Origin of the sequence: Isoptericola sp. NPDC056578 (genome assembly GCF_042793275.1) — a bacterium.
Lineage (GTDB): Bacteria > Actinomycetota > Actinomycetes > Actinomycetales > Cellulomonadaceae > Isoptericola.
In genome coordinates, this window is sequence record NZ_JBHTVC010000017.1 from 21,492 (window position 1) to 43,741 (window position 22,250).

At 74.9% G+C, this 22,250-nt stretch carries 20 protein-coding genes; all 20 read right to left on the reverse strand.

Annotation, left to right across the window (positions count from 1 at the left end; all coding sequences use genetic code 11):
- Window positions 1–8: 8 nt before the first annotated feature.
- Complete coding sequence (locus ACFQ80_RS09010; protein WP_430563407.1) at window positions 9–947, reverse strand: RluA family pseudouridine synthase; 939 nt, start codon at window positions 945–947, stop codon at window positions 9–11.
- A 2-nt stretch (window positions 948–949) separates the two neighbouring features.
- Complete coding sequence (locus tag ACFQ80_RS09015) at window positions 950–1,642, reverse strand: signal peptidase II (protein ID WP_430563408.1); 693 nt, start codon at window positions 1,640–1,642, stop codon at window positions 950–952.
- 51 nt (window positions 1,643–1,693) lie between these two features.
- Entirely contained in the window at window positions 1,694–2,155 is a 462-nt protein-coding gene (locus ACFQ80_RS09020; protein WP_430552272.1) for a TraR/DksA family transcriptional regulator, read from the reverse strand.
- Between the two features lie 159 nt (window positions 2,156–2,314).
- The gene (locus ACFQ80_RS09025) at window positions 2,315–2,947 is read right to left on the reverse strand and encodes a DivIVA domain-containing protein (protein ID WP_430563409.1); all 633 of its coding nucleotides are present in this window, start codon (window positions 2,945–2,947) and stop codon (window positions 2,315–2,317) included.
- 208 nt (window positions 2,948–3,155) lie between these two features.
- Window positions 3,156–3,449 carry a YggT family protein gene (locus tag ACFQ80_RS09030; protein ID WP_430552274.1) on the reverse strand — a complete coding sequence of 98 codons (294 nt, stop codon included), beginning with the start codon at window positions 3,447–3,449 and terminating at the stop codon, window positions 3,156–3,158.
- 90 nt (window positions 3,450–3,539) lie between these two features.
- The gene (locus tag ACFQ80_RS09035; RefSeq protein ID WP_430552275.1) at window positions 3,540–4,013 is read right to left on the reverse strand and encodes a cell division protein SepF; all 474 of its coding nucleotides are present in this window, start codon (window positions 4,011–4,013) and stop codon (window positions 3,540–3,542) included.
- A gap of 160 nt (window positions 4,014–4,173) precedes the next feature.
- Complete coding sequence (locus tag ACFQ80_RS09040) at window positions 4,174–4,992, reverse strand: polyphenol oxidase family protein (protein WP_430563410.1); 819 nt, start codon at window positions 4,990–4,992, stop codon at window positions 4,174–4,176.
- Between the two features lie 7 nt (window positions 4,993–4,999).
- The gene (ftsZ, locus tag ACFQ80_RS09045; RefSeq protein ID WP_430552277.1) at window positions 5,000–6,352 is read right to left on the reverse strand and encodes a cell division protein FtsZ; all 1,353 of its coding nucleotides are present in this window, start codon (window positions 6,350–6,352) and stop codon (window positions 5,000–5,002) included.
- A 240-nt stretch (window positions 6,353–6,592) separates the two neighbouring features.
- Window positions 6,593–7,318: a cell division protein FtsQ/DivIB gene (locus ACFQ80_RS09050; protein WP_430563411.1), complete on the reverse strand. Its 726-nt coding sequence runs from the start codon at window positions 7,316–7,318 to the stop codon at window positions 6,593–6,595.
- A 287-nt stretch (window positions 7,319–7,605) separates the two neighbouring features.
- A complete protein-coding gene (gene murC / locus ACFQ80_RS09055; protein WP_430563412.1) occupies window positions 7,606–9,129 on the reverse strand; it encodes a UDP-N-acetylmuramate--L-alanine ligase in 1,524 nt (507 codons plus the stop codon).
- Window positions 9,126–10,301 (reverse strand): undecaprenyldiphospho-muramoylpentapeptide beta-N-acetylglucosaminyltransferase, encoded by a 1,176-nt coding sequence (gene murG, locus ACFQ80_RS09060; protein ID WP_430563413.1) that lies wholly within the window; start codon window positions 10,299–10,301, stop codon window positions 9,126–9,128. Before murG ends, murC begins: the two co-directional genes overlap by 4 nt.
- 10 nt (window positions 10,302–10,311) lie before the next feature.
- The gene (ftsW, locus tag ACFQ80_RS09065; protein ID WP_430563414.1) at window positions 10,312–11,682 is read right to left on the reverse strand and encodes a putative lipid II flippase FtsW; all 1,371 of its coding nucleotides are present in this window, start codon (window positions 11,680–11,682) and stop codon (window positions 10,312–10,314) included.
- 40 nt (window positions 11,683–11,722) lie between these two features.
- Window positions 11,723–13,183, reverse strand: a complete 1,461-nt coding sequence (gene murD / locus ACFQ80_RS09070) for a UDP-N-acetylmuramoyl-L-alanine--D-glutamate ligase (RefSeq protein WP_430563415.1) — start codon at window positions 13,181–13,183, stop codon at window positions 11,723–11,725.
- Window positions 13,180–14,262, reverse strand: coding sequence for a phospho-N-acetylmuramoyl-pentapeptide-transferase (gene mraY / locus ACFQ80_RS09075; protein ID WP_430552283.1), 1,083 nt, complete (start codon window positions 14,260–14,262; stop codon window positions 13,180–13,182). Before mraY ends, murD begins: the two co-directional genes overlap by 4 nt.
- A complete protein-coding gene (gene murF / locus ACFQ80_RS09080) occupies window positions 14,259–15,770 on the reverse strand; it encodes a UDP-N-acetylmuramoyl-tripeptide--D-alanyl-D-alanine ligase (protein WP_430563416.1) in 1,512 nt (503 codons plus the stop codon). The genes mraY and murF overlap by 4 nt, the downstream gene beginning before the upstream one ends.
- Entirely contained in the window at window positions 15,767–17,410 is a 1,644-nt protein-coding gene (locus tag ACFQ80_RS09085; RefSeq protein WP_430563417.1) for a UDP-N-acetylmuramoyl-L-alanyl-D-glutamate--2,6-diaminopimelate ligase, read from the reverse strand. Before ACFQ80_RS09085 ends, murF begins: the two co-directional genes overlap by 4 nt.
- A gap of 105 nt (window positions 17,411–17,515) precedes the next feature.
- Window positions 17,516–19,243 carry a peptidoglycan D,D-transpeptidase FtsI family protein gene (locus ACFQ80_RS09090; RefSeq protein ID WP_430552286.1) on the reverse strand — a complete coding sequence of 576 codons (1,728 nt, stop codon included), beginning with the start codon at window positions 19,241–19,243 and terminating at the stop codon, window positions 17,516–17,518.
- Window positions 19,244–19,662: 419 nt separating this feature from the next.
- Complete coding sequence (locus tag ACFQ80_RS09095; protein WP_430552287.1) at window positions 19,663–20,094, reverse strand: hypothetical protein; 432 nt, start codon at window positions 20,092–20,094, stop codon at window positions 19,663–19,665.
- The gene (rsmH, locus tag ACFQ80_RS09100; RefSeq protein ID WP_430563418.1) at window positions 20,091–21,158 is read right to left on the reverse strand and encodes a 16S rRNA (cytosine(1402)-N(4))-methyltransferase RsmH; all 1,068 of its coding nucleotides are present in this window, start codon (window positions 21,156–21,158) and stop codon (window positions 20,091–20,093) included. Before rsmH ends, ACFQ80_RS09095 begins: the two co-directional genes overlap by 4 nt.
- 280 nt (window positions 21,159–21,438) lie before the next feature.
- Window positions 21,439–21,873 carry a division/cell wall cluster transcriptional repressor MraZ gene (gene mraZ, locus ACFQ80_RS09105; protein WP_429762671.1) on the reverse strand — a complete coding sequence of 145 codons (435 nt, stop codon included), beginning with the start codon at window positions 21,871–21,873 and terminating at the stop codon, window positions 21,439–21,441.
- Between the last annotated feature and the right edge of the window lie 377 nt (window positions 21,874–22,250).

Sequence of the window (22,250 nt, forward strand, 5' to 3'; positions counted from 1 at the left end):
CGGGCTCCCTACCGGTAGGCCCCGCGCACGACCTCGAGCGCGTGGGCCAGGTCGTCGGGGTACTCGCTGGTGACCTCCACCCAGCGGCCGGTCAGCGGGTGCTCGAAGCCGAGCCGTACCGCGTGCAGCCACTGGCGCGTCAGCCCCACCTTCGACGCGAGCACCGGGTCGGCGCCGTAGGTGCGGTCGCCCACGAGCGGGTGCCGCACCGCCTGGAAGTGCACCCGGATCTGGTGGGTGCGGCCGGTCTCCAGGTGCACCTCGACGAGCGACGCGGCCGGCAGCATCTCGAGCACCTCGTAGTGCGTCACGGAGTGCTTGCCGTCCGCGACGACCGCGAACCGGTAGTCGGCGCTCGGGTGCCGCCCGATCGGGGCGTCGATGGTGCCCGTCGTCGGCTCGGGATGACCCTGCGCGAGCGCGTGGTACACCTTCTCGACCGTGCGCTCCTTGAACGCCCGCTTGAGGCCGCTGTACGCCGCCTCGCTCTTCGCCACGGCCATGAGGCCCGACGTGCCGACGTCGAGCCGGTGCACGATGCCCTGCCGCTCCGCCGCGCCGGAGGTCGCGATCCGGTAGCCGGCCGCGGCCAGCGCACCGACCACGGTGGGGCCGGTCCAGCCCGGCGACGGGTGGGCGGCGACCCCGACCGGCTTGTCGACGACGACGACGTCGTCGTCCTCGTAGGCGATGCCCATGCCGGGCACCGGCTCGGCGACCACCGGCGCCGCCGGACGCGCGTCGGGGACGGTGACCTCGAGCCAGCCGCCGGCGACCACGCGGTCGGACTTGCCGACCGGGCGCCCGTCCAGGAGCACCGCGCCGGAGGCCGCGAGCTCCGCCGCCTGGGTGCGGGAGAAGCCGAGCATCCGCGCGAGCGCGGCGTCGACCCGCTCGCCCGCGAGGCCGTCGGGCACGGGCAGGGTGCGGGTGGACCCGGCCGACATCGTCAGCGCTCCCCCGTCGGCCCGGCCGGCTCGCCGGGCTCCGCCGGGGCGTCCCCGCCCTCGACGTGCCGTCGGCCGTCCAGGCCGATCCCCCGGAAGGACAGGACGACGATGAGCACCGCGGCGGCGACGATGGCGATGTCCGCGACGTTGCCGACGAAGACGCCGTAGTCGATGAAGTCGACCACGTGGCCCCGGGCGAACCCGGGCTCGCGGAAGAAGCGGTCGCCGAGGTTGCCGAGCGCGCCGCCGAGCAGGAGGCCCAGGGCCACCGCCCAGCCGGTGGAGCCGATCCGGCGGATGGCCCGCACGATGACGACCACCACGATCACCACCACGATCGTGAGGATCCACGTCATGCCGGTGGCGATCGACAGCGCCGCGCCCGGGTTGTAGATCAGTCGGAGCTGCAGCAGCTCACCGATCAGGGGCTTCGGGTCGTCCCCCCAGACGAGGGCGGACTCGGCCCACCACTTCGTGAGCTGGTCGACCAGCAGCACGACGGCGGCGAGCACGAAGGTCCCCCCGATCAGCCGGCGACGACGCGCCTCGGGCACCGCGGCCCCCTCGGCGACAGCACCTGCGTCCCCGGTGGGGACGGCGTCGTCGGGCGCGTCCGAGACGGGCGACTCGGGTGCGCCGTCGCGCGGCGCGGGCTCAGGGGCCGGGGCGGAGCCGGCGGGCGTGGTCGACATCGTCCGCAAGTGTAGGCGGACCGGGCCGGTCGCCGGGGCAGGGTCGCCCGGTCAGCGACGCTCCTCGCGCGCCTTCGCCTCGACCGAGAGCGTCGCGCGCGGGAACGCCTGCAGGCGTGCCTTGCCGATCGGCAGCCCGGTGATCTCGCAGGTGGCGTAGGTGCCCTTGCGGATGCGGTCGACGGCGTGCGCGGTCTGGGCGAGCAGGTCGCGCATGTTGTTGACCAGGGTGAGCTCCTGCTCACGCTCGAGGGCGCTCGACCCGTAGTCGGCCTGGTCGTCGCCCGCGCCGTCGCCCGAGTTGCGCAGCAGGTCCGACAGCTCCTGGTCGGCGGCCGCGAGCTCGTGCTCGAGGCGCTCCTTCTCCTCGAGCAGGAAGGCCGCCAGCTCCTCCACCTCGTGCAGGGTCCAGGGCTCCTCGCCGTCGCGGACCGGGAACGTCTTCACGTCGCGCGCGAGGTGCGGGAAGTTCTCGCGCAGTGCCGCGCGCGTGGTGGTCGAGAGCTTGGCCATCGGTGCCCTTTCGTTGGTGCGTCGACGACGAGTCACCGCAGCGTAAGTGCGCCGAGCGGCCCGCACAACAGCACGCGCGGTGAACGCGTGCGTGTCGTGCGGGCCGCTCGGCGTGAGGCGTGACGAGGGAGCGGGGTGCGCGGGGTGACGGCCCCCCGCTCAGAGCTCCGAGCCGCGACCGGCAGCGGCGTTCTGCCGCTGCGGCGGCAGGGCCGAGCCGCGGGCGTCGAGGTCGCCCAGCAGGTTCTGCAGGAAGCTCTTGAGGCGCGTGCGGTAGTCGCGCTCGAAGAGGCGGAGCTCGTCGATCTTGCGCTCGAGAAGCGACCGCTCCTGCTCGAGCTGCGACAGCGTCCGGTGGCTGGTCTCCTCGGCCTCGCGGACGATGCGCGAGCCCTCGGACTTGGCCTCGGAGATGAGGCGGTCGCCCTCCTCCTGGCCGGACCGCACGTAGTCGTCGTGCAGCTTCTGGGCCAGCTGGAGCATCCCGGTGGCGGACTCCGGCTCCGCGGGCTGCTGCTTCGCGGCGGCCGGGGCGGGCGCCGGCGCCGGGGCGGGCGCCGGGGTCGGCGTGGGCTGCGCCTGCTGCGCAGCGTCCGAGCGGCTCAGCTCGGCGACCCGGTGCTCGGCCGCGGTGAGCTTGGAGCGCAGGTCGTCGTTCTCCTCCTGGACCGCCGTGAGGGTCCGCACGACCTCGTCGAGGAAGTCGTCGACCTCCTCGACGTCGTAGCCCTCGCGGAACTTGGTCGCGGCGAACTTCTTGTTCAGGATGTCCTCTGCCGTCAGCAGCGCCATCGTCTCACCTCATCGTTCTTGCAGGGTCGGTGGGACCCGGTTCCCGGGCCGTCTGGATGACCACGGTAGCGGACGTGTCGGCGGGCGACCTGCCCGGCGAGGTCGGGTCGTCCCGCCCACACGACGTCTTCACAGGTCAGCACCAGGGCACTCGTCCCCAGCCGGCGCGAACCCGGCCGAGGTCACAGCAGAGCCGCCGCGGCGGCGGTCACATCGTGGCCAGGAACGACGCCACCCGCATGAGGATGCCCGTGCCGATGAAGAGCACGAGGAACGCGATGTCCAGCCGGATCTGACCGAGGGTCAGCGGCGGGATCAGCCCGCGCAGGAAGCGCAGGGGCGGGTCGGTCACCGTGTAGACCGCCTCCGCCAGCACCAGCAGCACGCCCTTCGGCCGCCAGTCGCGCGCGAAGAACTGCACCCAGTCGAAGACGAGCCGGATGATGAGGCACAGCAGGAACAGCCACAGGACGAGGTAGACCAGGTTGAAGACGAGGCTCACGGGACGAACCTACCCGAGCACGACGCAGGGCCGGGGCAGGACTGCCCCGGCCCCTGCCGGACGGTGCGATCGGCGCTCTCGGGCGCGCGCTCAGCTCTGGTTGTAGAACGCCCCGCGTCCGGGGGCGGCCTTCTCCGCCGGCGGCTCCTCGCCCGCGATCTCCACGTGCTCCGGCGAGAGCAGGAAGACCTTGTTCGTCACGCGCTCGATCGACCCGCGCAGCCCGAAGATGAGGCCCGCCGAGAAGTCCACGAGGCGCTTCGCGTCGGCGTCGTCCATGTCGGACAGGTTCATGATCACCGGCGTGCCGCCCCGGAAGGCCTCGCCGATGGTGCGGGCGTCGTTGTACGAGCGCGGGTGGATGGTCGTGATGCGTCGCAGGTCGGAGGCGATCACCGACTCGCTCCCTCCGCCACGGTGCAGCGGGGTGACCTGCGCCTGGTAGTCGTCACGGTCGCGCACCGGTGCCTCCAGCTCCTCGTACTCGTCGAGGTACTCCTCCGACTCACCCTGGTCGTCGGCGAGCCCCAGGTACAGCATCGTCTTGCGAAGCGCTCCGCCCATCGCCTTGCTCCGTTCGTCGCCACGTCCCGCCCTCCGTCCCGGACGGTGTCACGACGTTAACCACGCCCGTGGCGGCATCGGCGCACGACACGCCGGTGTGTCGCGCGTCGCGGGCGTGTCAGGTCACGACCGCGTCAGTTCGGCACGCCGGGCCGGCGGGTCAGGTCAGGACGACGACCCCCGCCTGCCGCCCGGTCGTCGTGCCCTGGGCGGTGGCGCGACGGTGGGAGTAGAGGTCGGTGTCCGTGAGCGTGCACCGGTCCACCCGGCTGGCGGTCACGCCGTGCGCCGCCAGCTGCGCGAGCACGCCGGCCGGCAGGTCGAGCGCAGGCGTGCCCGCCGTGGTCGTCGCCCACGTCTCGGGGACGACGGCGGCGACCTCGTCGCGCATCGCGGCCGGCACCTCGTAGCAGGCGCCGCAGACCGCCGGGCCGACGGCGGCCCGGAGGTGCTCGGCCCGGGCCCCGCGTGCGAGCAGCCGCTCGACCACGCGGTGCACGACCCCCAGGGCGACCCCGCCCCGGCCCGCGTGCGCGACCGCCACCAGGCGGGCCACCGGGTCCGCGAGGACGACCGGCACGCAGTCCGCGACCAGGACGCCGAGCGCCAGACCGGCCTCCGCGGTGACCATGGCGTCGGCCTCGCCCGCCGCGACCGGCGGCTCCGTCGACGACCACTCGGCGAGCTCGGCGGAGCCCAGGTCCAGGACCTGGTCGCCGTGCACCTGGGCCGAGAAGGCCACGGGCGCACCGAGCCACGCCCCGACGCGGGCCCGGTTCTCCCGCACCCGCACGGGGTCGTCGCCCGTCGAGGTGCCCAGGTCGAGCGACGACCAGGGGGCGGGCGACACCCCGCCGTGACGCGTGGTGAAGCCCGCCACGACGCCCTCCCCGAGGTCCACCCGCAGCAGCCCCGCACCGAACTGGTCCGGCAACAACGCCTCCTGGGCCCAGCCGACCGCTCCGTGAGTCCCGCTCACCCGGCGCTCACTTGAGGAAGTCGGGCACGTCGAGCTCCTCGGCCGGGCGGCGCGGCTCGTCGAACAGGCGCGGCACCTCGACCGGCCGCTCCACGGTGACGCCCTCGCCCTCGGCGTCCTCGACCACCGTGAACGGGCGGCGCTGCTCCGCAGGCCGCGCCCCGACCGGCGGGGCCGGCGGCGCGTCGAGGCTCACGGGGACGTCGTCCGGCTCCGCCGGGATCGGTCGCGGCTGCACGGGGGCCGCCGGCACCGACGCGGTGGCCGGCTGCGGCGGGCGCGGCGGGGCGGTCTGGACGCCGGGCTGCGGCACGGACGTCGCCGTCGTGCCCCCCTCACCGACGGTGACCGTCGGCTTGGCCGGCGCGCCGGCGATCTGGCCGAGACCGCGGCCGTCCTTGCGGGCCTGCGGCACGCCGCCGTCGAACCCGGCCGCGATGACGGTGACCCGCACCTCGTCGCCGAGCGCGTCGTCGATAACCGTGCCGAAGATGATGTTCGCCTCGGAGTGGGCCGCCTCCTGGACGAGGCGAGCGGCCTCGTGCACCTCGAAGAGACCGATGTCGCTGCCGCCCTGGATCGACAGCAGGACGCCGTGCGCGCCGTCGATGGAGGCCTCGAGCAGCGGGGACGAGATCGCGAGCTCGGCCGCCTGCACCGCGCGGTCCTCGCCCCGGGCCGAGCCGATGCCCATCAGCGCCGAGCCCGCGCCCTGCATCACGGACTTCACGTCCGCGAAGTCGAGGTTGATGAGGCCCGGCGTCGTGATGAGGTCGGTGATGCCCTGGACGCCGGAGTGCAGCACCTGGTCGGCCGAGTGGAACGCCGCGATCGCCGAGACGCTCTTGTCCGACATGGACAGGAGCCGGTCGTTGGGGATCACGATGAGGGTGTCGACCTCCTCGCGGAGGGCGTCGATCCCCTGCTCGGCCTGCACGGAGCGGCGGCGGCCCTCGAACGTGAAGGGCCGCGTCACGACCCCCACCGTCAGGGCACCCAGCGACCGGGCGATCCGGGCGACCACGGGGGCGCCGCCCGTGCCGGTGCCACCGCCCTCGCCCGCCGTCACGAAGACCATGTCGGCGCCGCGCAGGACGTCCTCGATCTCCTCCGCGTGGTCCTCGGCCGCCTTCTTGCCGACCTCCGGGTCGGCGCCGGCGCCCAGGCCACGGGTGAGCTCGCGACCGACGTCGAGCTTGACGTCGGCGTCCGACATCAGCAGCGCCTGCGCGTCGGTGTTGATGGCGATGAACTCGACACCCTTGAGCCCGACCTCGATCATGCGGTTCACGGCGTTCACGCCGCCACCGCCGATACCGACCACCTTGATCACTGCCAGGTAGTTCTGCGGAGTTGCCACGTCGTTGCCTCTCGGGTCGTTCCTTGTCCCGACGTCCGGTCCTCGCGCCCCCGTCGCCCCGACCGGCCGACCCGCGGGTCTAACCTTAAGGTTCGAGTTGAGGGTTAGAGTTATGTCAGGTTGCTGCTGCGATCGACGGTAGGCGGCGCGGTGGGCGCGACGCCGGACGTCTCTCGGCGTGTCGCGCGCGCCCGGTGCTTGCCTCACCCGCCCGCGCCTGCTGCGCCCTCCCCGCCCCCCTCATCGGGTCACCGGCAGCTCGGGCGACGAGACGTCGATGGTCCGCGCGCCGTCGTCGAGCTTGCGCAGCGTGCGCACCGCCTCGACCTTGAGCGGAAGGTCCGAGCTGCCGCCCCAGCGGACCGTGGTGCCGTCCTCCAGCACCGTCTCGACGGCGTCCTGCGTGTCGGCGCTGACGTGATCCACCTGGCCGGCGAGCTTGGCGGGCAGCGCCGCCAGCACGTGGAGCGCCGCCTGCAGCGCCAGCGCGTCGTCCAGCGGCACGTCCACCTGCGGCAGCCCCTTCGGCGCCGCGTCGCGCGTCGCCACGCGCACCCCGGCCGAGTCGAGGAGCGCCAGGCGGTCGCCGTCGGGCACGGCCGCGACCGGGACGCGCGGCGTGAGCTCCACCGCGAGCCCGTGGGGCCAGGCCCGCGCGATCCGCACGTCCTTCACCCCGCGCAGCCCGAGCACCTGCTCCCGCATCGCCACGGTGTCCAGGCGGGGCAGCGGGGTGCCGTCCGGGGCCTCGGCGATCTCGCGCACCCTGGCCTCGTCGATGTACCGCCCCGCGCCGGTCACGCTCACCTCCGCCTTCTCCAGGGCGAGCACCGGCGACCAGAGCGCCACCCACGCGAGGCCCACGACGAGCGCCAGCGAGAGGACCCACGCGAGCACGCGCCGCCAGGCGCGGTGCCGGCGCATCGCAGTGCGCTCGGCGAGGCGGTCCGCCATCGCCGTCGACACGCGGGGAGGGACCACCTGCCCGGCCGGGACCACCGCCGTCGCCGCGGTGCGGGCGCCGGGACGCCGAGGCTCGGCGGGCGCCGCCGGGGCCGTCTTCGGGGCCGCCTTCGAGGCCGACTTGGAGGCTCCGGTCGCCGGCCCCCGCGGGCTTCCCCTCGTCCCGCGCGTCCCCGGCGGCGTCCCGGCGCCCACCGAGGGCGTGCCGGTCGGCGCGGTCGCCGCTGATCGTCCCGACGTCGTGCGGCCCGACGTCGTGCTGGTCGGGCGCGGGCGGGCTGGCGGTCGCATCACCCCATGGTCGCGTCGGGGGCGCCGCCGCCCGGCGACGCCACGCCGGAGGTACGCGCGGCGAGGTCCGCCAGGATCACGGGACCCAGCTCGGTGACGTCTCCCGCGCCGACGGTGAGCACCAGGTCGCCGGGGCGCGCGAGAGCGGAGGCCACGTGCGCGGCCTCCAGCCGGTCCTCGACGGCACGCACTCCCCCGCCGGACGACGTCCGGCCGAGCAGGTCGGTGATCGTGCGCGGCCCCACCGTCGGGTCGACGTCCTCGCGGGCCCGGTAGACACCGGTGACGACGACCTCGTCCGCGAGCGCCAGCGCCGCGGCGAACCGGTCGGCGAAGATCCGCGTGCGCGAGTACAGGTGCGGCTGGAAGAGCACGACGATGCGACCGTCCCCGGCCGCCGGCCGGGCCGCCCGCAGCAGCGCCTCCACCTCGGTGGGGTGGTGGTCGTAGCTGTCGAACACGCGGACCCCGTCGACCTCCCCCTTGGGCTCGAACCGCCGGCCCGTGCCGACGAACGTGCCCGCGGCCCGCACGGCGTCGCCCGGCTCGACGCCGAGCAGCACCGCGGTCACGACGGCGGCCGTCGCGTTGAGCGCGTTGTGCGCCCCCGGCACGGCGAGGCGCAGCGCGCGCGGCTCGCCGCCGAGCGGGCCGCCCGAGACGACCGCCTCGACGGTCCCCGCCCCGACGACGACGTCGCGCACCCGCACGTCGGCACCCGCGGCCTCGCCGTACGTCACCACGGCCCTTCCCGCGGCCCGGTGCGCGCCCGCGAGGGCCGCCGAGCCGGCGTCGTCCGCGCACGCGACGAGCGTGCCGCCGTCGACGATCCGTCCGGCGAACTCCTCGAAGGCCCGCTCGAAGGCCGCCTGCGAGCCGTAGTGGTCCAGGTGGTCCGGCTCGACGTTCGTCACGACGGCCACCGTGGGGGCGTAGTTGAGGAACGAGCCGTCCGACTCGTCCGCCTCGGCCACCAGCACGTCGGAGGCGCCGAGATGCCCCCCGGGCACCGCGCTCTCGTGGCCTTCGGCGTCCCGCACCCGCACCGTGCCCCCGATCGCGAACGACGCGTCGACGCCGCACGCGCGCAGCACGGTCGCGACCATCGCCGACGTCGTGGTCTTACCGTGCGCGCCGGCGACGGCCACCGCCCGGCGCCCGAGCATCAGCGACGCGAGCGCCTGGGAGCGGTGCAGCACCCGGACCCCGGCCGCGCGGGCCGCGGCCAGCTCCGGGTTGGTCTCCCGCACCGCGGAGGACACGACGAGCGTGTCGACCAGGGGTGCGCCGTCCGGTCCGACGACGTGCGCCGCGTCGTGCCCGACCCAGACCCGCACCCCGTCGGCGCGCAGCGCCTCGAGGGCGGGGCCGGCCGCGGCGTCGGAGCCCTGGACGTCGACGCCGCGGGCCGCCAGCAGCCGCGCGACGACGGAGACGCCCGCGCCGCCCACACCCACCAGGTGCACGCGGCCGAGCTCCTCGACGGGCAGCGCCGGCGGCCGCGCCGACCCGGTGGCGCTCATGCCTGCCGCCCGGCGCCCGAGCCGGCGTCCGCCTGCGCGACCGCCGCGGCGACGAGGTCGGCCACGCGGGCGGCACCGTCGCGCACCCCGGTCGCCCGGGCGGCGGACGCCATCGCGTCGAGCCGCGGCCGGTCGGCCAGCAGCGCCGGCACGTGCTCGGCCACCCAGGCGGGCGTGAGGTCGGCGTCGTCGACGAGGAGGCCACCGCCCGCCTCCACCAAGGGCGCCGCGTTGAGCCGCTGCTCGCCGTTGCCGATGGGCAGCGGCACGTAGACGGCGGGCACGCCGAGGGCGGCGAGCTCGCACACCGTGCCGGCGCCCGAGCGGGCCACGACCAGGTCTGCGACGGCGAGGGCGAGCTGCATCTCGGACAGGTACTCGCGCACCTGGTAGCGCGCGGCCTCGTGCCCGCCCGCGGCCGTGGCGGCGTCGACCGCGGCCCGGACGGGTCCGTCCTTGCCCTTGCCCGTCAGGTGCAGCACCTGGACGCCGGCGCGCAGCAGCGCCTCCACCGACCCGGCCAGGGCGGCGTTCACCGACGCCGCCCCCGAGGAACCCCCCGTGACGACGAGCGTCGGGAGGCCGGCGTCGAGGCCCAGCGCGTCGGCGGCCTGCACCCGCGCGGCCAGGGCGTCCGCCTCACGGGCCGAGACGAGGTCCGCGATCTCGGCCCGCAGCGGCAGGCCCACGACCTGGGCCCCCGGCAGCGGGGTGCCCGGGAACGTCGCCCCGACGGCCGCCGCCCAGCGGGCGCCGAGCTTGTTGGCCAGGCCCGCGCGGGCGTTCTGCTCGTGGATCACCACGGGGACGCCCTTGCGCCGGGCGGCGAGGTACGCGGGGGTCGAGACGTACCCGCCGAACCCGACGACCGCCTGGGCGCCGATCTCGTCGATGGCGGCCTCGGCCGCCTTCACGGCGGCGCTGAGGCGGCCCGGCAGCTTCAGCAGGTCGACGCTCGGGCGCCGCGGCAGCGGGACGCGAGGGATCGGCCAGAGCCGATAGCCGCGCTCCGGGACGAGGTCGGCCTCCAGCCCCGACGTGGTGCCGAGGGCGAGGATCCTGGCCTCCGGCTCCCGCGCGCGGAGCTCGTCCGCGACGGCGAGGAGGGGGTTGACGTGGCCGGCGGTGCCGCCCCCGGCGAGGACGACGGACGTGACTGCAGAGCTCTTCACAGGCAGGACCCTATCGGCCGCCGTCGCCCCCGCGGCGCCGCGCGCCCCCACCGGCGCCGCCGGCCCGGCCGCGCCTTGACAGGACCGCGACCGAGCGCTTGACGACGCTCCGGCGCGCGGCCAGGGCCTCGGCGGCGCCCGGCTCGCTGCGCGCGAAGCTGATCACCACGCCGAGCGCCACCATCGTCGTGACCAGGGCGGACCCGCCCGCCGACACCAGCGGCAGCGGGACGCCGATCACCGGCAGGACGCCGATCACCACGCCGATGTTCACGAAGGCCTGGCCCACGACCCAGCAGCCGATCGCGGCCGTGGTGATCTTCACGAACGGGTCCGGGTGCCGGCGCACCACCCGCGCCATCGCGATCCCGAGGACGGCGAACAGCGCGAGCACCAGCAGGGTGCCGAGCAGCCCCAGCTCCTCGCCGATCACGGAGTAGATGAAGTCGTTGTGCGCCTCGGGCAGGTACTTCCACTTCTCGCGGCTGGCGCCCAGGCCGACGCCGAACAGACCCCCGGTGCCGAGCCCGTACATGCCGTGGATCGACTGGTAGCACTGCCCCTGCGTGTCGGTGCAGGTGCCGTACGCGGCGAGGATGCGGGTGAGGCGGTCGGAGCTGCCCTGGTTGAGGATGAACGCCCAGCCGACGATCAGCGCCGCTCCGACGCCGCCCACGGCGAGCAGCGACGCGGGCGCGCCCGAGACCCAGTAGGCGCCGAGGCCGAGCAGCGCGAGGATGAGCGCCGTGCCGAGGTCGTGCCCCGCCATGACGAGCCCGAGGACCGCGGCGAGACCGACCACGCCGGGCATGATGGCCTGGCCCCAGCGACCGAGCAGGTGCTGCTTGCGGCCCAGCACGGCACCGAGCCACACGGCGACGGCCAGCTTGGCGAGCTCCGACGGCTGGATCTGCACCGGCCCGAGCGGCAGCCAGTTCTGGTTGCCGTTCACCGACCTGCCGAAGAAGACCACCGCGACCAGCAGCGCCAGCGCCACCAGGAACGCGGGCCAGGCCAGACGCTTGTACCAGCGCACGGGGAGCCGCGCGGCGACCAGCATGAGCGGCAGCCCGATGAGGGCGTACCGGCCCTGCACGAGGAAGGCGGCGAACGGCGAGTCCCCCTCGGCGATGGACGTCACCGTCGAGCTGGAGAGCACCATGACGAGACCGATGACCAGCAGCAGCCCGGTGGCCCCGACGAGCAGGTAGTAGCTCGTGACGGTGCTGTTCCACTGGCCGAGCCAGGGCCGCTCGGCCCGCTTCGGCGACGGTCGCGGCGACGTCCTGTCCCGCGAACCCTTGTCGCGCGTCGTCCTGTCCCTCGACGAACGGCCGGTCGACCCTCCCGGGCCGCGTCGGGTGCCCGTCGTGACCGCCATCCGACACCCCTCGCTCGTCCTCGTGGCGCCACGCGGGCGCCTACAGCTCCGCCACGGCCGTGGCGAACGCCTCCCCCCGCTGGGCGTAGGAGGCGAACTGGTCCATGGAGGCGCCTGCAGGAGCCAGCAGCACGGTGTCGCCCGGACGGGCGAGGTCCCGTGCCGCCGCGACCGCGCGACGCATCACCGACCCAGTGTCGCCGGGATCGACCACGACGACGGGGATCTCGGGCGCGTGTCGGGCCAGTGCCCCGCGGACCGGCTCCGGGTCGACGCCGATGACGACCGCCGCGTGCAGGCGGTCGGCCCGGTCGGCGACGAGGTCGTCGAACGACGCCCCCTTCGCGAGGCCGCCCGCCACCCACACGACGCTGCCGGGCGGGTAGGCCGCGAGCGAGGCCGCCGCCGCGTGCGCGTTGGTGGCCTTCGAGTCGTCCACCCAGGCGACGCCGTCGAGCTCGCGGACGCGGGCGATGCGGTGCGCGCCGGGCCGGAACGCCCGCAGGCCGTCGCGCACGGCGGCGGCGGGCACGCCGTGGGCGCGCGCGAGCGCCGCCGCCGCCAGGGCGTTCGCGACGACGTGCGGCGGCGGGGTGCCGTGCCCGGGCGCGAGGTGCGCGAGGTCCGCGAGGGTGCCGAGCTCGGCGGCCGTGCGCTGCCGGTCGCGGGCCCCGGGCGCGGCGTGGAAGGCGCGGTCGACCAGCACGTCCTCGACCACGCCCAGCTGTCCGGGGCCCGGGGCACCGAGCGTGAACCCGACGGCCAGTGCGCCCTCGGTCACGTCGGCGTCGCGCACGAGCTGCTCGGTGCGCGGGTCGGCCACGTTGTACACGCACGCCACCTGCGCGCGGGCGTAGACGCGCCCCTTGTCTGCCGCGTACGCCTCGAGGGACCCGTGCCAGTCGAGGTGGTCGGCGGCCACGTTGAGCACGGCCGCCGCCTCGAAGGACGTCGTGAGCGTGTGGTGCAGCTGGAAGCTGGAGAGCTCCACCGCGAGGACGTCCAGCGACGGGTCCTGCGCGGCCTCGACGACGGGCGTCCCGACGTTCCCCACCGCGGCGGCGCGCAGGCCCGCCGCGGTGAGGATCGACGCGAGCATCTCGACCGTCGTCGTCTTGCCGTTGGTCCCCGTGACGGCGAGCCACGGGGCGGGGCCCCGCGCGCCGTCGGGCCCGGGGGTGCGCTCGACCCGCAACCGCCAGGCGAGCTCGACCTCGCTCCAGACGGGGACGCCGGCGGCGCGGGCCGCGGCCAGCAGCGGCGTGCTCGGCGCCCACCCCGGGGAGGCGACGACGAGGTCCGCGCCGGCGACGATCCGCTCCGCCACGGCCGGGTCGTCGGCGTCGCGCACGTCGGCGTCCGGGGCACGGCCGTCGACCGTCACCACCGAGGACGCCCGGCCGGCCGCACGACCCGACAGGGCCGCGACGACGGCGCGCCCGGTCACGCCGAGGCCCGCCACGACGACGCGCGCGCCGTCGGGCAGGGAGGCGACGGTCACGTGGCCACCCACTCGGCGTAGAACACGCCCATGCCGAGGGCGGCGAACAGGCCGGCGATGAGCCAGAACCGGATGACGATCGTGACCTCGCCCCACCCCGACAGCTCGAAGTGGTGGTGCAGCGGTGCCATCTTGAACACCCGCTTGCCGGTCATCTTGAAGAAGCCGATCTGGATGACGTCGGACATGACGATGACGACGAAGAGACCGCCGATGATCGCGGCGAGGATCTCGGTGCGCGACAGGATCGAGATGCCGGCCAGGGCGCCACCGAGGGCGAGCGAGCCCGTGTCGCCCATGAAGATCTTCGCGGGGCTGGCGTTCCACCACAGGAAGCCGATGCAGGCGCCCGCGATGGCGGCGGCGACGATCGCGAGGTCCTGCGGGTCGCGCACCTCGTAGCAGCGCGGACCGGCCGCGGCGAGCCGCTGGCACGACTGGTTGAGCTGCCAGATGCACACGAGGACGTACGCGCCGAAGACGATGATCGACACGCCGGTCGCCAGGCCGTCCAGGCCGTCCGTGAGGTTCACCGCGTTGGACCAGGCGGTGATGAGGAAGTTCGCCCAGATCACGAAGAGGATGAGGCCCACCGTGACCCCGGCGAACGCCAGGTCGAGGTTGGTGTCGCGCAGGAAGGAGATCCGCGTGGAGGCGGGCGTCCGGGCGTTGGCGTTGGGGAACTGCAGGGCGAGCACCGCGAAGCTGATCCCGACGAAGCCCTGGCCGATGATCTTCGCCTTCGGCGTGAGGCCGAGGGACCGCTGCTTGCGGATCTTCGTGAAGTCGTCGAGGAAGCCGACCAGCCCGAGCCCGGTCATGAGATAGAGGCACAGCAGCGCCGACGCGCTCGGCGGCCTCCCCGCGACCAGCATGGACACCGCGACGCCGACCAGGGCGGCCGCGATGATCACGACGCCGCCCATCGTCGGCGTGCCGCGCTTGGTGAAGTGCGCCGTCGGCCCGTCCTGGCGCACGAACTGGCCGTAGTTCCGGTGGATGAGGAACCGGATGAACAGGGGCGTCCCGAAGAGGGCGACCAGCCCGGAGACGCCGGCCGAGACGAGGATCGCGATCACGGGGCGACCTCCGTGGCGGGTTCGCCCGACGCGTCGGGGCCGGTCGTGGGTCCGGTCGAGGGGACGCCCGCCGCGAGCTCGTCGCCGAGCCGCCACAGGCCGGACCCGAGGGAGGACTTCACAAGGACGACGTCGCCCGGCTCGAGCGCCTCGGCGAGCACCGCGCGTGCGGCGTCGAGGTCAGGCACGAAGACCGACTCCTCTCCCCAGGACCCCTCCTGCAGGGCCCCCTCGTGGATGTGGTACGCCCCGTCGCCGACGACGACGAGGAGCTTGACGTTCAATCGGACCACGAGGCGGCCGATCTCGTCGTGCGCGGCGCGCGAGCCGTCCCCGAGCTCGAGCATCTCGCCCAGCACCGCGACGGAACGGCGCGTGCGGCCCGCCATGACGGCGAGCGCCCGCAGCGCGGCGCGCATGGAGTCCGGGTTGGCGTTGTACGCGTCGTCGACCACGGTGACGCCGTCCGGGCGCTCGGTGACCGCCATCCGGTGCGGGCTGACGGGGGTCGCGCGGGACAGGCCCTCGGCCAGTCGCGCTGCCACGTCGGCGGTGGTGCCGCCGAGCGCGAGGACCGCCGCGGCGGCGGCGAGTGCGTTGCTCACGTGGTGCGCGCCCACGAGGCGCAGCCCCACGGGCACGGGTCCGCCCAGGTCCGGGGCGCCGGCGACGGCGAGCCGGAACGTCGCGCGGCCGGAGGCGTCCACCTCGACGTCGGCGGCGCGCACGTCGGCCGAGGAGATGGTGCCGAACGTGACGACGGTGTGCTCGGGGGCAGCCAGCGACGCCATCGCCGCCACGCGCTGGTCGTCGGCGTTCAGCACGACGGTGCCGCCCGGCACGACCCCGGTGACCATCTCGGCCTTGGTGCGGGCGATCGCCTCGACCGAGCCGAACTTGCCCACGTGGGCCACGCCGACGGCGAGCACGATGCCGACGTCGGGCGGCGCGATCCGCGTGAGGTAGGCGATGTTGCCGGGGCCGTCCGCGCCCATCTCCAGCACCAGGAACCTCGTGGCCTCGGTGACGCGCAGCACGGTCAGCGGCAGGCCGACCTCGTTGTTGAACGACCCGGTGGGTACGACCAGGCCGTCCTCGGGCGAGACGTCGTCCGGCAGCAGGTCGCCGAGGAGCTGGCCGAGCAGGTCCTTGGTCGTCGTCTTGCCCACCGAGCCCGTCACCGCGAGGACCCGCAGGTCGCCGCGCGTCCGCACGCGCGCCAGGACGACGCGGGCGAGCTCCCCCAACGCGGCCTGGACGTCGTCCACGACGACGGTCGGCACGCCCTCGAGCTCGCGGGCGGCCAGGACCAGCGCCGCGCCGGCCTCGACGGCGCCGCGGGCGAAGTCGTGCCCGTCGACCCGCTCGCCGGGCAGCGCGACGAACAGCCCCCCGGGCTCCACGCGGCGGGAGTCGACGACGACGGACCCGGTCACGGGCGTGGCGGCGTCGGCGTGCAGCCGTCCCCCGGTCGCCTCGGCGACGTCGGCGGCGGTCAGCGCGATCATGCGGTGGTCCTCTCGTGCCGCCGCTGCAGCGCGCGGCGGGCCTCGTCCCGGTCGTCGAGCTCGAGGTCGACGCCCGCGACCTCCTGGATGGTCTCGTGGCCGCGGCCCGCCACGAGGACGGTGTCGTCCGCCCCCGCGTCGAGCACGGCCCGCTCGATGGCGGCCGCCCGCGGCGCCACCTGCGTCACGGCGACGTCGCGGCCCGCCTCGCGGGCCGAGTCGCGGGCCGCGGCGGCCCCCTCGAGCACGGCGGTGCGCACCACGGCGGCGTCCTCTCCGTGGGGGTCGTCGTCCGTGACGACGACGACGTCCGCGCCCGCCACGGCGGCCGCGCCCATGGCCGGACGCTTGCCCTTGTCCCGGTCGCCCGTGGCCCCGAAGACGACGACGAGCCGGCCGGCCGTCGTCGGGCGCAGGGCGGCGAGCGCGAGCTCGAGCGCCTCGGTGTTGTGCGCGAAGTCCACGACGACGCGCGGATGGCCGTCCCCGCCCGCGCCGACGACCTCCATGCGGCCGGGCACGACGGCCGAGAGGCCGTCGGCCGCGGCGAGCGCCTCTGCCACGTCCTCGACGTGCGCGCCGCCCTCGAGGACCATCGCGACGGCGAGCGCGGCGTTGGCCACGTTGAACCCGCCCGGCAGGGACGTCGACGTGCGCAGGGAGCGGCCGTCGACGTGCGTCAGCGTGAACGCGGATCCGGTGCCGTGCGGTGCGACGTCGGTGACGGTCCAGTCGGACGCCGCCTCGCCGTCCCGCGGGGCGCGGGTGCGCAGCGTCGCGACGGGCACCTGCGCGGCCGCCGCCATGCGCTCGCCCCACACGTCGTCCACCACGACGACGCCGCGGCGCGCGTGCTCGGGCGTGAACAGCGACGCCTTCGCGTCGAAGTACGACTGCAGGTCGCCGTGGAAGTCGAGGTGGTCCTGGCTGAGGTTCGTGAACCCGACCACGCCGAACTCGATGCCGTCCACGCGGTGCATCGACAGCGAGTGGGAGGACACCTCCATCGCCAGCGTGCGCACCTCCGCCTCGCACATCGCGGCGAGCAGCGCCTGCAGGTCCGCGGCCTCCGGAGTCGTGAGCCGGCTCGGCAGCACCGTGTCGCCCGCGCGCATCTCGACGGTGCCGATCAGTCCACCGGTCCAGCCGAGGGCGCGCAGCAGGTGGTCCACCTGGTAGGTGGTCGTCGTCTTGCCGTTGGTCCCGGTGACGCCGAAGGTCATGAGGTGCTCGGCGGGCTCGCCGTACACCCAGGCCGCGACCGGACCGAGCACGGCCCTCGGGTCACCGGCGACCAGCACGGGCACGGCCGGGTCGAGGGCGTCCGGTCCCGTCGCGAGGGTGGCCGCCCCGGCCTCGTCGGTGAGCACCGCACGGGCCCCGCGGGCCACGGCGTCCGCGGCGAACCGGGCGCCGTGGGCGTGCGCGCCGGGAAGGGCGACGAACAGGTCGCCACCTGCGACGACGCGGTTGTCGGACGCGACCGAGGTGACGACGACGTCGGCGGGGACCTGCGGCCGGGGGCCGCCCTCGTCCGGTGCCACCGGTGTCGTCACCTCGAGCCCGAAGGTCAGGGCGAGGTCCCGCACCCGCCGGGGCGTCGTGCCCGCGGGCCGGATACGGGGAAGCGGGGATGTCACGGAGAAGAACCTACCGTCTGCGTGCTGCGGGCCCGGCACCCAGGGCGCCCGGCATGAGAACCGTCACGGACCTCGGGCGGTCCTCACCGGGCGCGCGCCCCGTGGTCACCACGTGAGGTCGTAGGGCTTGAACGGCGTCGAGCTGGGCGGCACGTCCATCTTCTGCAGCGTGTACCCCATGAGGTCGCTGAAGACGGGCGCGGCCACCACGCCGCCGTAGATCGACGACTGCGGGCTGCGCAGGAAGACGGACACCGTGTAGCGCGGGTCGTCGGCGGGCGCGACGCCGATGAAGGACGCCATGTAGGTGGTCCCGGCCCCCGTCCACATCTGGGCGGTGCCGGTCTTGCCGGCCACGCGGTAGCCGGGCACCCGCGCGTTGGCGGCGGTGCCCTCCTCCCCCACGACCGACTCCATCATCCGCATCACCGAGTCGGCGGTCTTCTCCGAGACCACGCGCTCCGTCTCCGGAGCCTCGGCGGGTGTGAAGGTGCCGTCGGGCGCGCGGGTGCCGGCCACCAGGCTGGGCTCCACCCGGACGCCGCCGTTCGCGACCGTCGAGAAGACCTGCGTCGCCTGCATCGCGTTCACGGCCACGCCCTGCCCGAACAAGATCGTGTACGGGGTGCGGGCGTCGTGCGCCAGCGTCTGCTGCGAGGGCAGGATGCCCGCGGACTCGCCCGGCAGGCCGAGGCCGGTGGGCTGGCCGAACCCGAACTTGCCGAGGTAGTCGTAGCGGACGTCCAGCGGGATCTTCTCGCCGATCTGCACCGTGCCCGTGTTCGACGAGTGGGCCAGCACGCCGGCGAGCGTCAGCTGCTGGTCGGGGTGCTCGTGCGAGTCCTTGAACGACTCGCCGTTGGGCGTGGTGTACCGGTACGGCACGCGGAACTGGCTGTCGGGCGTCCAGTAGCCCTCCTCGAGGGCCGCCGCCATCGTGATCACCTTGCCCGTGGAGCCGGGCTCGAAGACGTCCTTCACGGCACGCGAGCCGTTGGCCACGGCGGACGTCGACCGGTCGTTGGGGTCGACGTCGCCCGAGTCCGCCACCGCGAGCACCTGGCCCGTGCGCACGTCCTCCACGACCGCCATGGCGTACTTCGCCCCGGTCTTCGAGACCGCGTCGTCGAGCAGCTCCTCCGCCTTCCACTGGACGTCGAGGTCGATCGTGAGCTGCACGTTGCTGCCGGGGACCGCCTCGGTGGCGTCCCGCTCCGAGTTGGGGATCGGGACGCCGTCGCGCCCGCGCTCGTACGTGACCTTGCCGTCGGCGCCCGCGAGCACGTCCTCGTAGGCGCGCTCGAGCCCGCCCTGGCCCACCTGGTCGCGGTCGACGAAGCCGACGAGGGTGCCCGCGACGACGCCGGCCGGATAGGTGCGGCGGGAGGTGAGCTCGGTGCGGACGTAGGCCTGGAGGTCGAGCTTGGCGATCGCCCGCTGCACCTCGGGCACGGCGTTGCGCTTGAGGATCACGTACCGGTCGTCGCCGTTGAGCTTCGCGGCGAGCTCCGCGGGCTGCGCGTCGAGGATCGGCGCGAGGAGCTGAGCGATGCCGAGCGCGCCGTCCTGCACGGCCCTGCCGGTGGCGGTGTCCACCCGCTGCCCGCCCTGGAACCCCTGGATGGCGAGGGTGTCGGCGGAGATCGTGTACCGGTCGACGGACGTCGCGAGCACGCGTCCGTTGGTGTCGACGATGTCGCCGCGGTGCGCGAGCTCGACCGCGTGCGTGGTGCGTGCCTCCTGCGCCTTCGCCGCGAGCGCCGGCCCCTGGAAGATCTGCACCTGGACCAGCCGGCCGACGAAGACGGTGAGCACGAGCGCCGCGACGACCATGATCCACCGCTGCCGTCGCCCGGGGTCGCCCGGACGTCCCCGGCTCGCGGCCCCGCCCCGCGGGCGCGGCGGAGCGCCCCCGCCGCGCACCGGCGTCCGGCCCGTGGAGCGGACCGCCGTGGCTCCACGCCCCGAGCCGGACCGGGGCGTGGTGCCACGGCCCGACGAGCTCGGCGTCGACCGTGGGGTCGATCGTGGGGTCGATCGTGGGGTCGACCGTGGGTTCGACCGTGGGGTGGAGCGCGGCGTCGAGCCGTTCGTGGTGCGGGAGGTGCTCACCCCTCGAGTCTGCGGGGACGGGGTCCGGGTCGTGCGGGCCGGACCCGGGCGTGTCGCGCGCCCGCCGGCCGAGCGGCCTCCCGAGCCCGCACCCGAGCCGCCGCTCCGTGCACCGCCGCGCGCCGGCGGCGTCCGCCCGGTCACGGCGTCTCCGTGTCGCCGATCCCGACCTTCGCGCGCTTCTCGACGCTGATCATCGTCGGGTCCTCGGCCGGGACCATGCCGAGCTTCGTGGCGCGCTCCGCCAGCGACGCCTCCGCGGCCCGCAGCTTCTCCTGCTGGGTCTGGACGTCCTGCGCCACCTGACCGACCTGGGCCTGGAGCCGCGACGCCTCGTACGAGCCGCGCGCCATCGACGTGTTGAGCAGCAGCGCCGCGAGGAGCGCGCCGACGAGGATCACCGCGCACAGCACGAGGAACGGGACGCCCGACGTCGCCTGGAGCGGCGCACGGACCGCGTCGAGGCGGCGCCCGCGGTCCGCGGCACCGCCCGGCAGCGAGGTGAGCGGGGCACGACGCGGCGCCGCGGCGGGACGGGTCCCGGGGGTGGCGGGGGCACGCAGGGCGCTCATCGGCGGTCCTCCTTGGTGTGCTTGCGGGCAGGCTGCTGGGTGGCGTGGCGGGTGGACTGGCGGGCGGGCGCCGCCGAGCGCATGTGGTCGGGGGTGGGACGGACGCGTCGGGCGGCCCGCAGGCGGACCGACGCCGCCCGCGGGTTGCGCTCGAGCTCGGCCTCGTCCGCCTCCTCCGCGCCCCGCGTCAGGGCCTCGAGGTAGGGCTTGTGCGTCTCCGGCTCGACGGGCAGGCCGGCCGGGGCGCTCGACGTCGTCCCGCGGGAGATGGCCCGCTTGACGATCCGGTCCTCCAGCGACTGGTAGGACTCGACGACGATCCGCCCGCCCGTGGCCAGCGCCTCGATCGCGGCGGGCACGGCGCGCTCGAGCACCTCGAGCTCGCCGTTCACCTCGATCCGCAGCGCCTGGAACGTCCGCTTGGACGGGTTGCCTCCCGTGCGCCGCGCGGCGGCGGGGATGGACGCGCGCACCAGGTCGGCGAGCTCGCCCGTCCGCTCCCACGGCCGCTCCTCGCGGCGCCGCACGATCGCCCTGGCGATGCGCGGCGCGAACCGCTCCTCGCCGTACTCGCGCAGCACCCGGACGAGGGCACGCTCGTCGTAGGTGTTGAGGACGTCGGCCGCGGTCGCACCCCGGGTCTGGTCCATCCGCATGTCGAGCGGCGCGTCCTGGGCGTACGCGAAGCCCCGGCCCGCCTCGTCGAGCTGCAGCGACGAGACCCCCAGGTCCATGAGGACGCCCTGCACGCCGTCCAGCCCGAGCTCCGCGACGACCTCACCGATCTCGTCGTAGACCGCGTGCACCGGGGTGAACCGCTCGCCGAAGCGGGCCAGCCGCTCGCCGGCGAGGCGCAGCGCCTGGGTGTCGCGGTCGATCCCCACCACGCGGGCGGTCGGAACCTGCTCGAGCACCGCCTCGGTGTGCCCGCCCATGCCCAGCGTGCAGTCGACCAGCACGCTCCCGGGCTCGGTGAGCGCCGGAGCGAGGAGGTCGACGCACCGCTGCAGCAGCACGGGCAGGTGGCGGTCGCCCGCGGATCGCGCGTCGTCCGGTGTGCTCATCGGTGCCTCTCCTCTCGTGCTCGTCTCGTGCTCGTCCTGCTCGTGTCGTGCTCGGTCCACGTGCTCGGTCCACGTGCTCGGTCCACGTGCTCGGTCCACGTGGTCGGCGGGGCCCCGCCCGGCCAGGTCTCCCTCCGCGCCGTTCTGGCGCCGGGGAAGTGCGCCAGACCCTCGCGGGAGGAGGCCTCGTCGTGCGGGGCCCTGCTGCTGCTCGTCTGCTGTGCGGTTGTGGGTGGTGCCGGTCGTCCATCGGTGCTGGTCGTCCGTCGGTGCCGCTGGTTCAGAACTGCAGGTCCGGGAAGATCTGCTCGGACGTCTCGGAGTACGACGACTCCTGCTCGGCCAGGTAGGTCTCCCAGGTGGTGCGGTCCCAGACCTCCACGCGGGTGCCGGCGCCGATCACGGCGACGTCCCGGTCGAGGCCGGCGTACGCGCGCAGGGCGGCCGGGATGACGACCCGCCCCTGCTTGTCCGGCAGCTCGTCGCTGGCACCCGACAGGAACACGCGCAGGTAGTCGCGCGCCTGTCGGCTGGTCACGGGGGCCTGCCGCACCTGCTCGTACATGCGGCCGAACTCGTCCATCGGGAGGAGGAAGAGGCAGCGCTCCTGTCCCCTCGTCATGACGAGGCCGGGAGCGAGTCGGGCACGGAACTTCGCGGGGAGGATGAGCCGGCCCTTCTCGTCGAGCTTGGGGGTGTAGGTGCCGAGCAGCAGCCCGGCTCCCGGAAACGTGTCCTCCAGACCTGCCACGGCTCGCACCTCCCCTCGCGCTCCCGCAGCCTCCACGCTACTCCACTTTCCTCCACCGGGCGCGGCCAACGATGGGCAGTTCTCCCCATCTCACCCCTCCCCCCACAGTCCCCACACATCGCCGCAGGTCAGGGCGTCGGGCGGGAACGGGGCACCGGTGGAGGGCGGTGGAGCAGGAGCCCTCCGACGCGTGTCGCACGAGGCGCACCTCCGGGTCAGGCAGGCGCCGCGGGCACGCGCCCACCGCCCGCGGGGGGCGTCGTGGAGGGAGGTGGAGCGGGTGATCGTCGTCACGTCCGGCCCCGATTCCACTAGGCTGCGAGAACCGTCACGAGCACGTG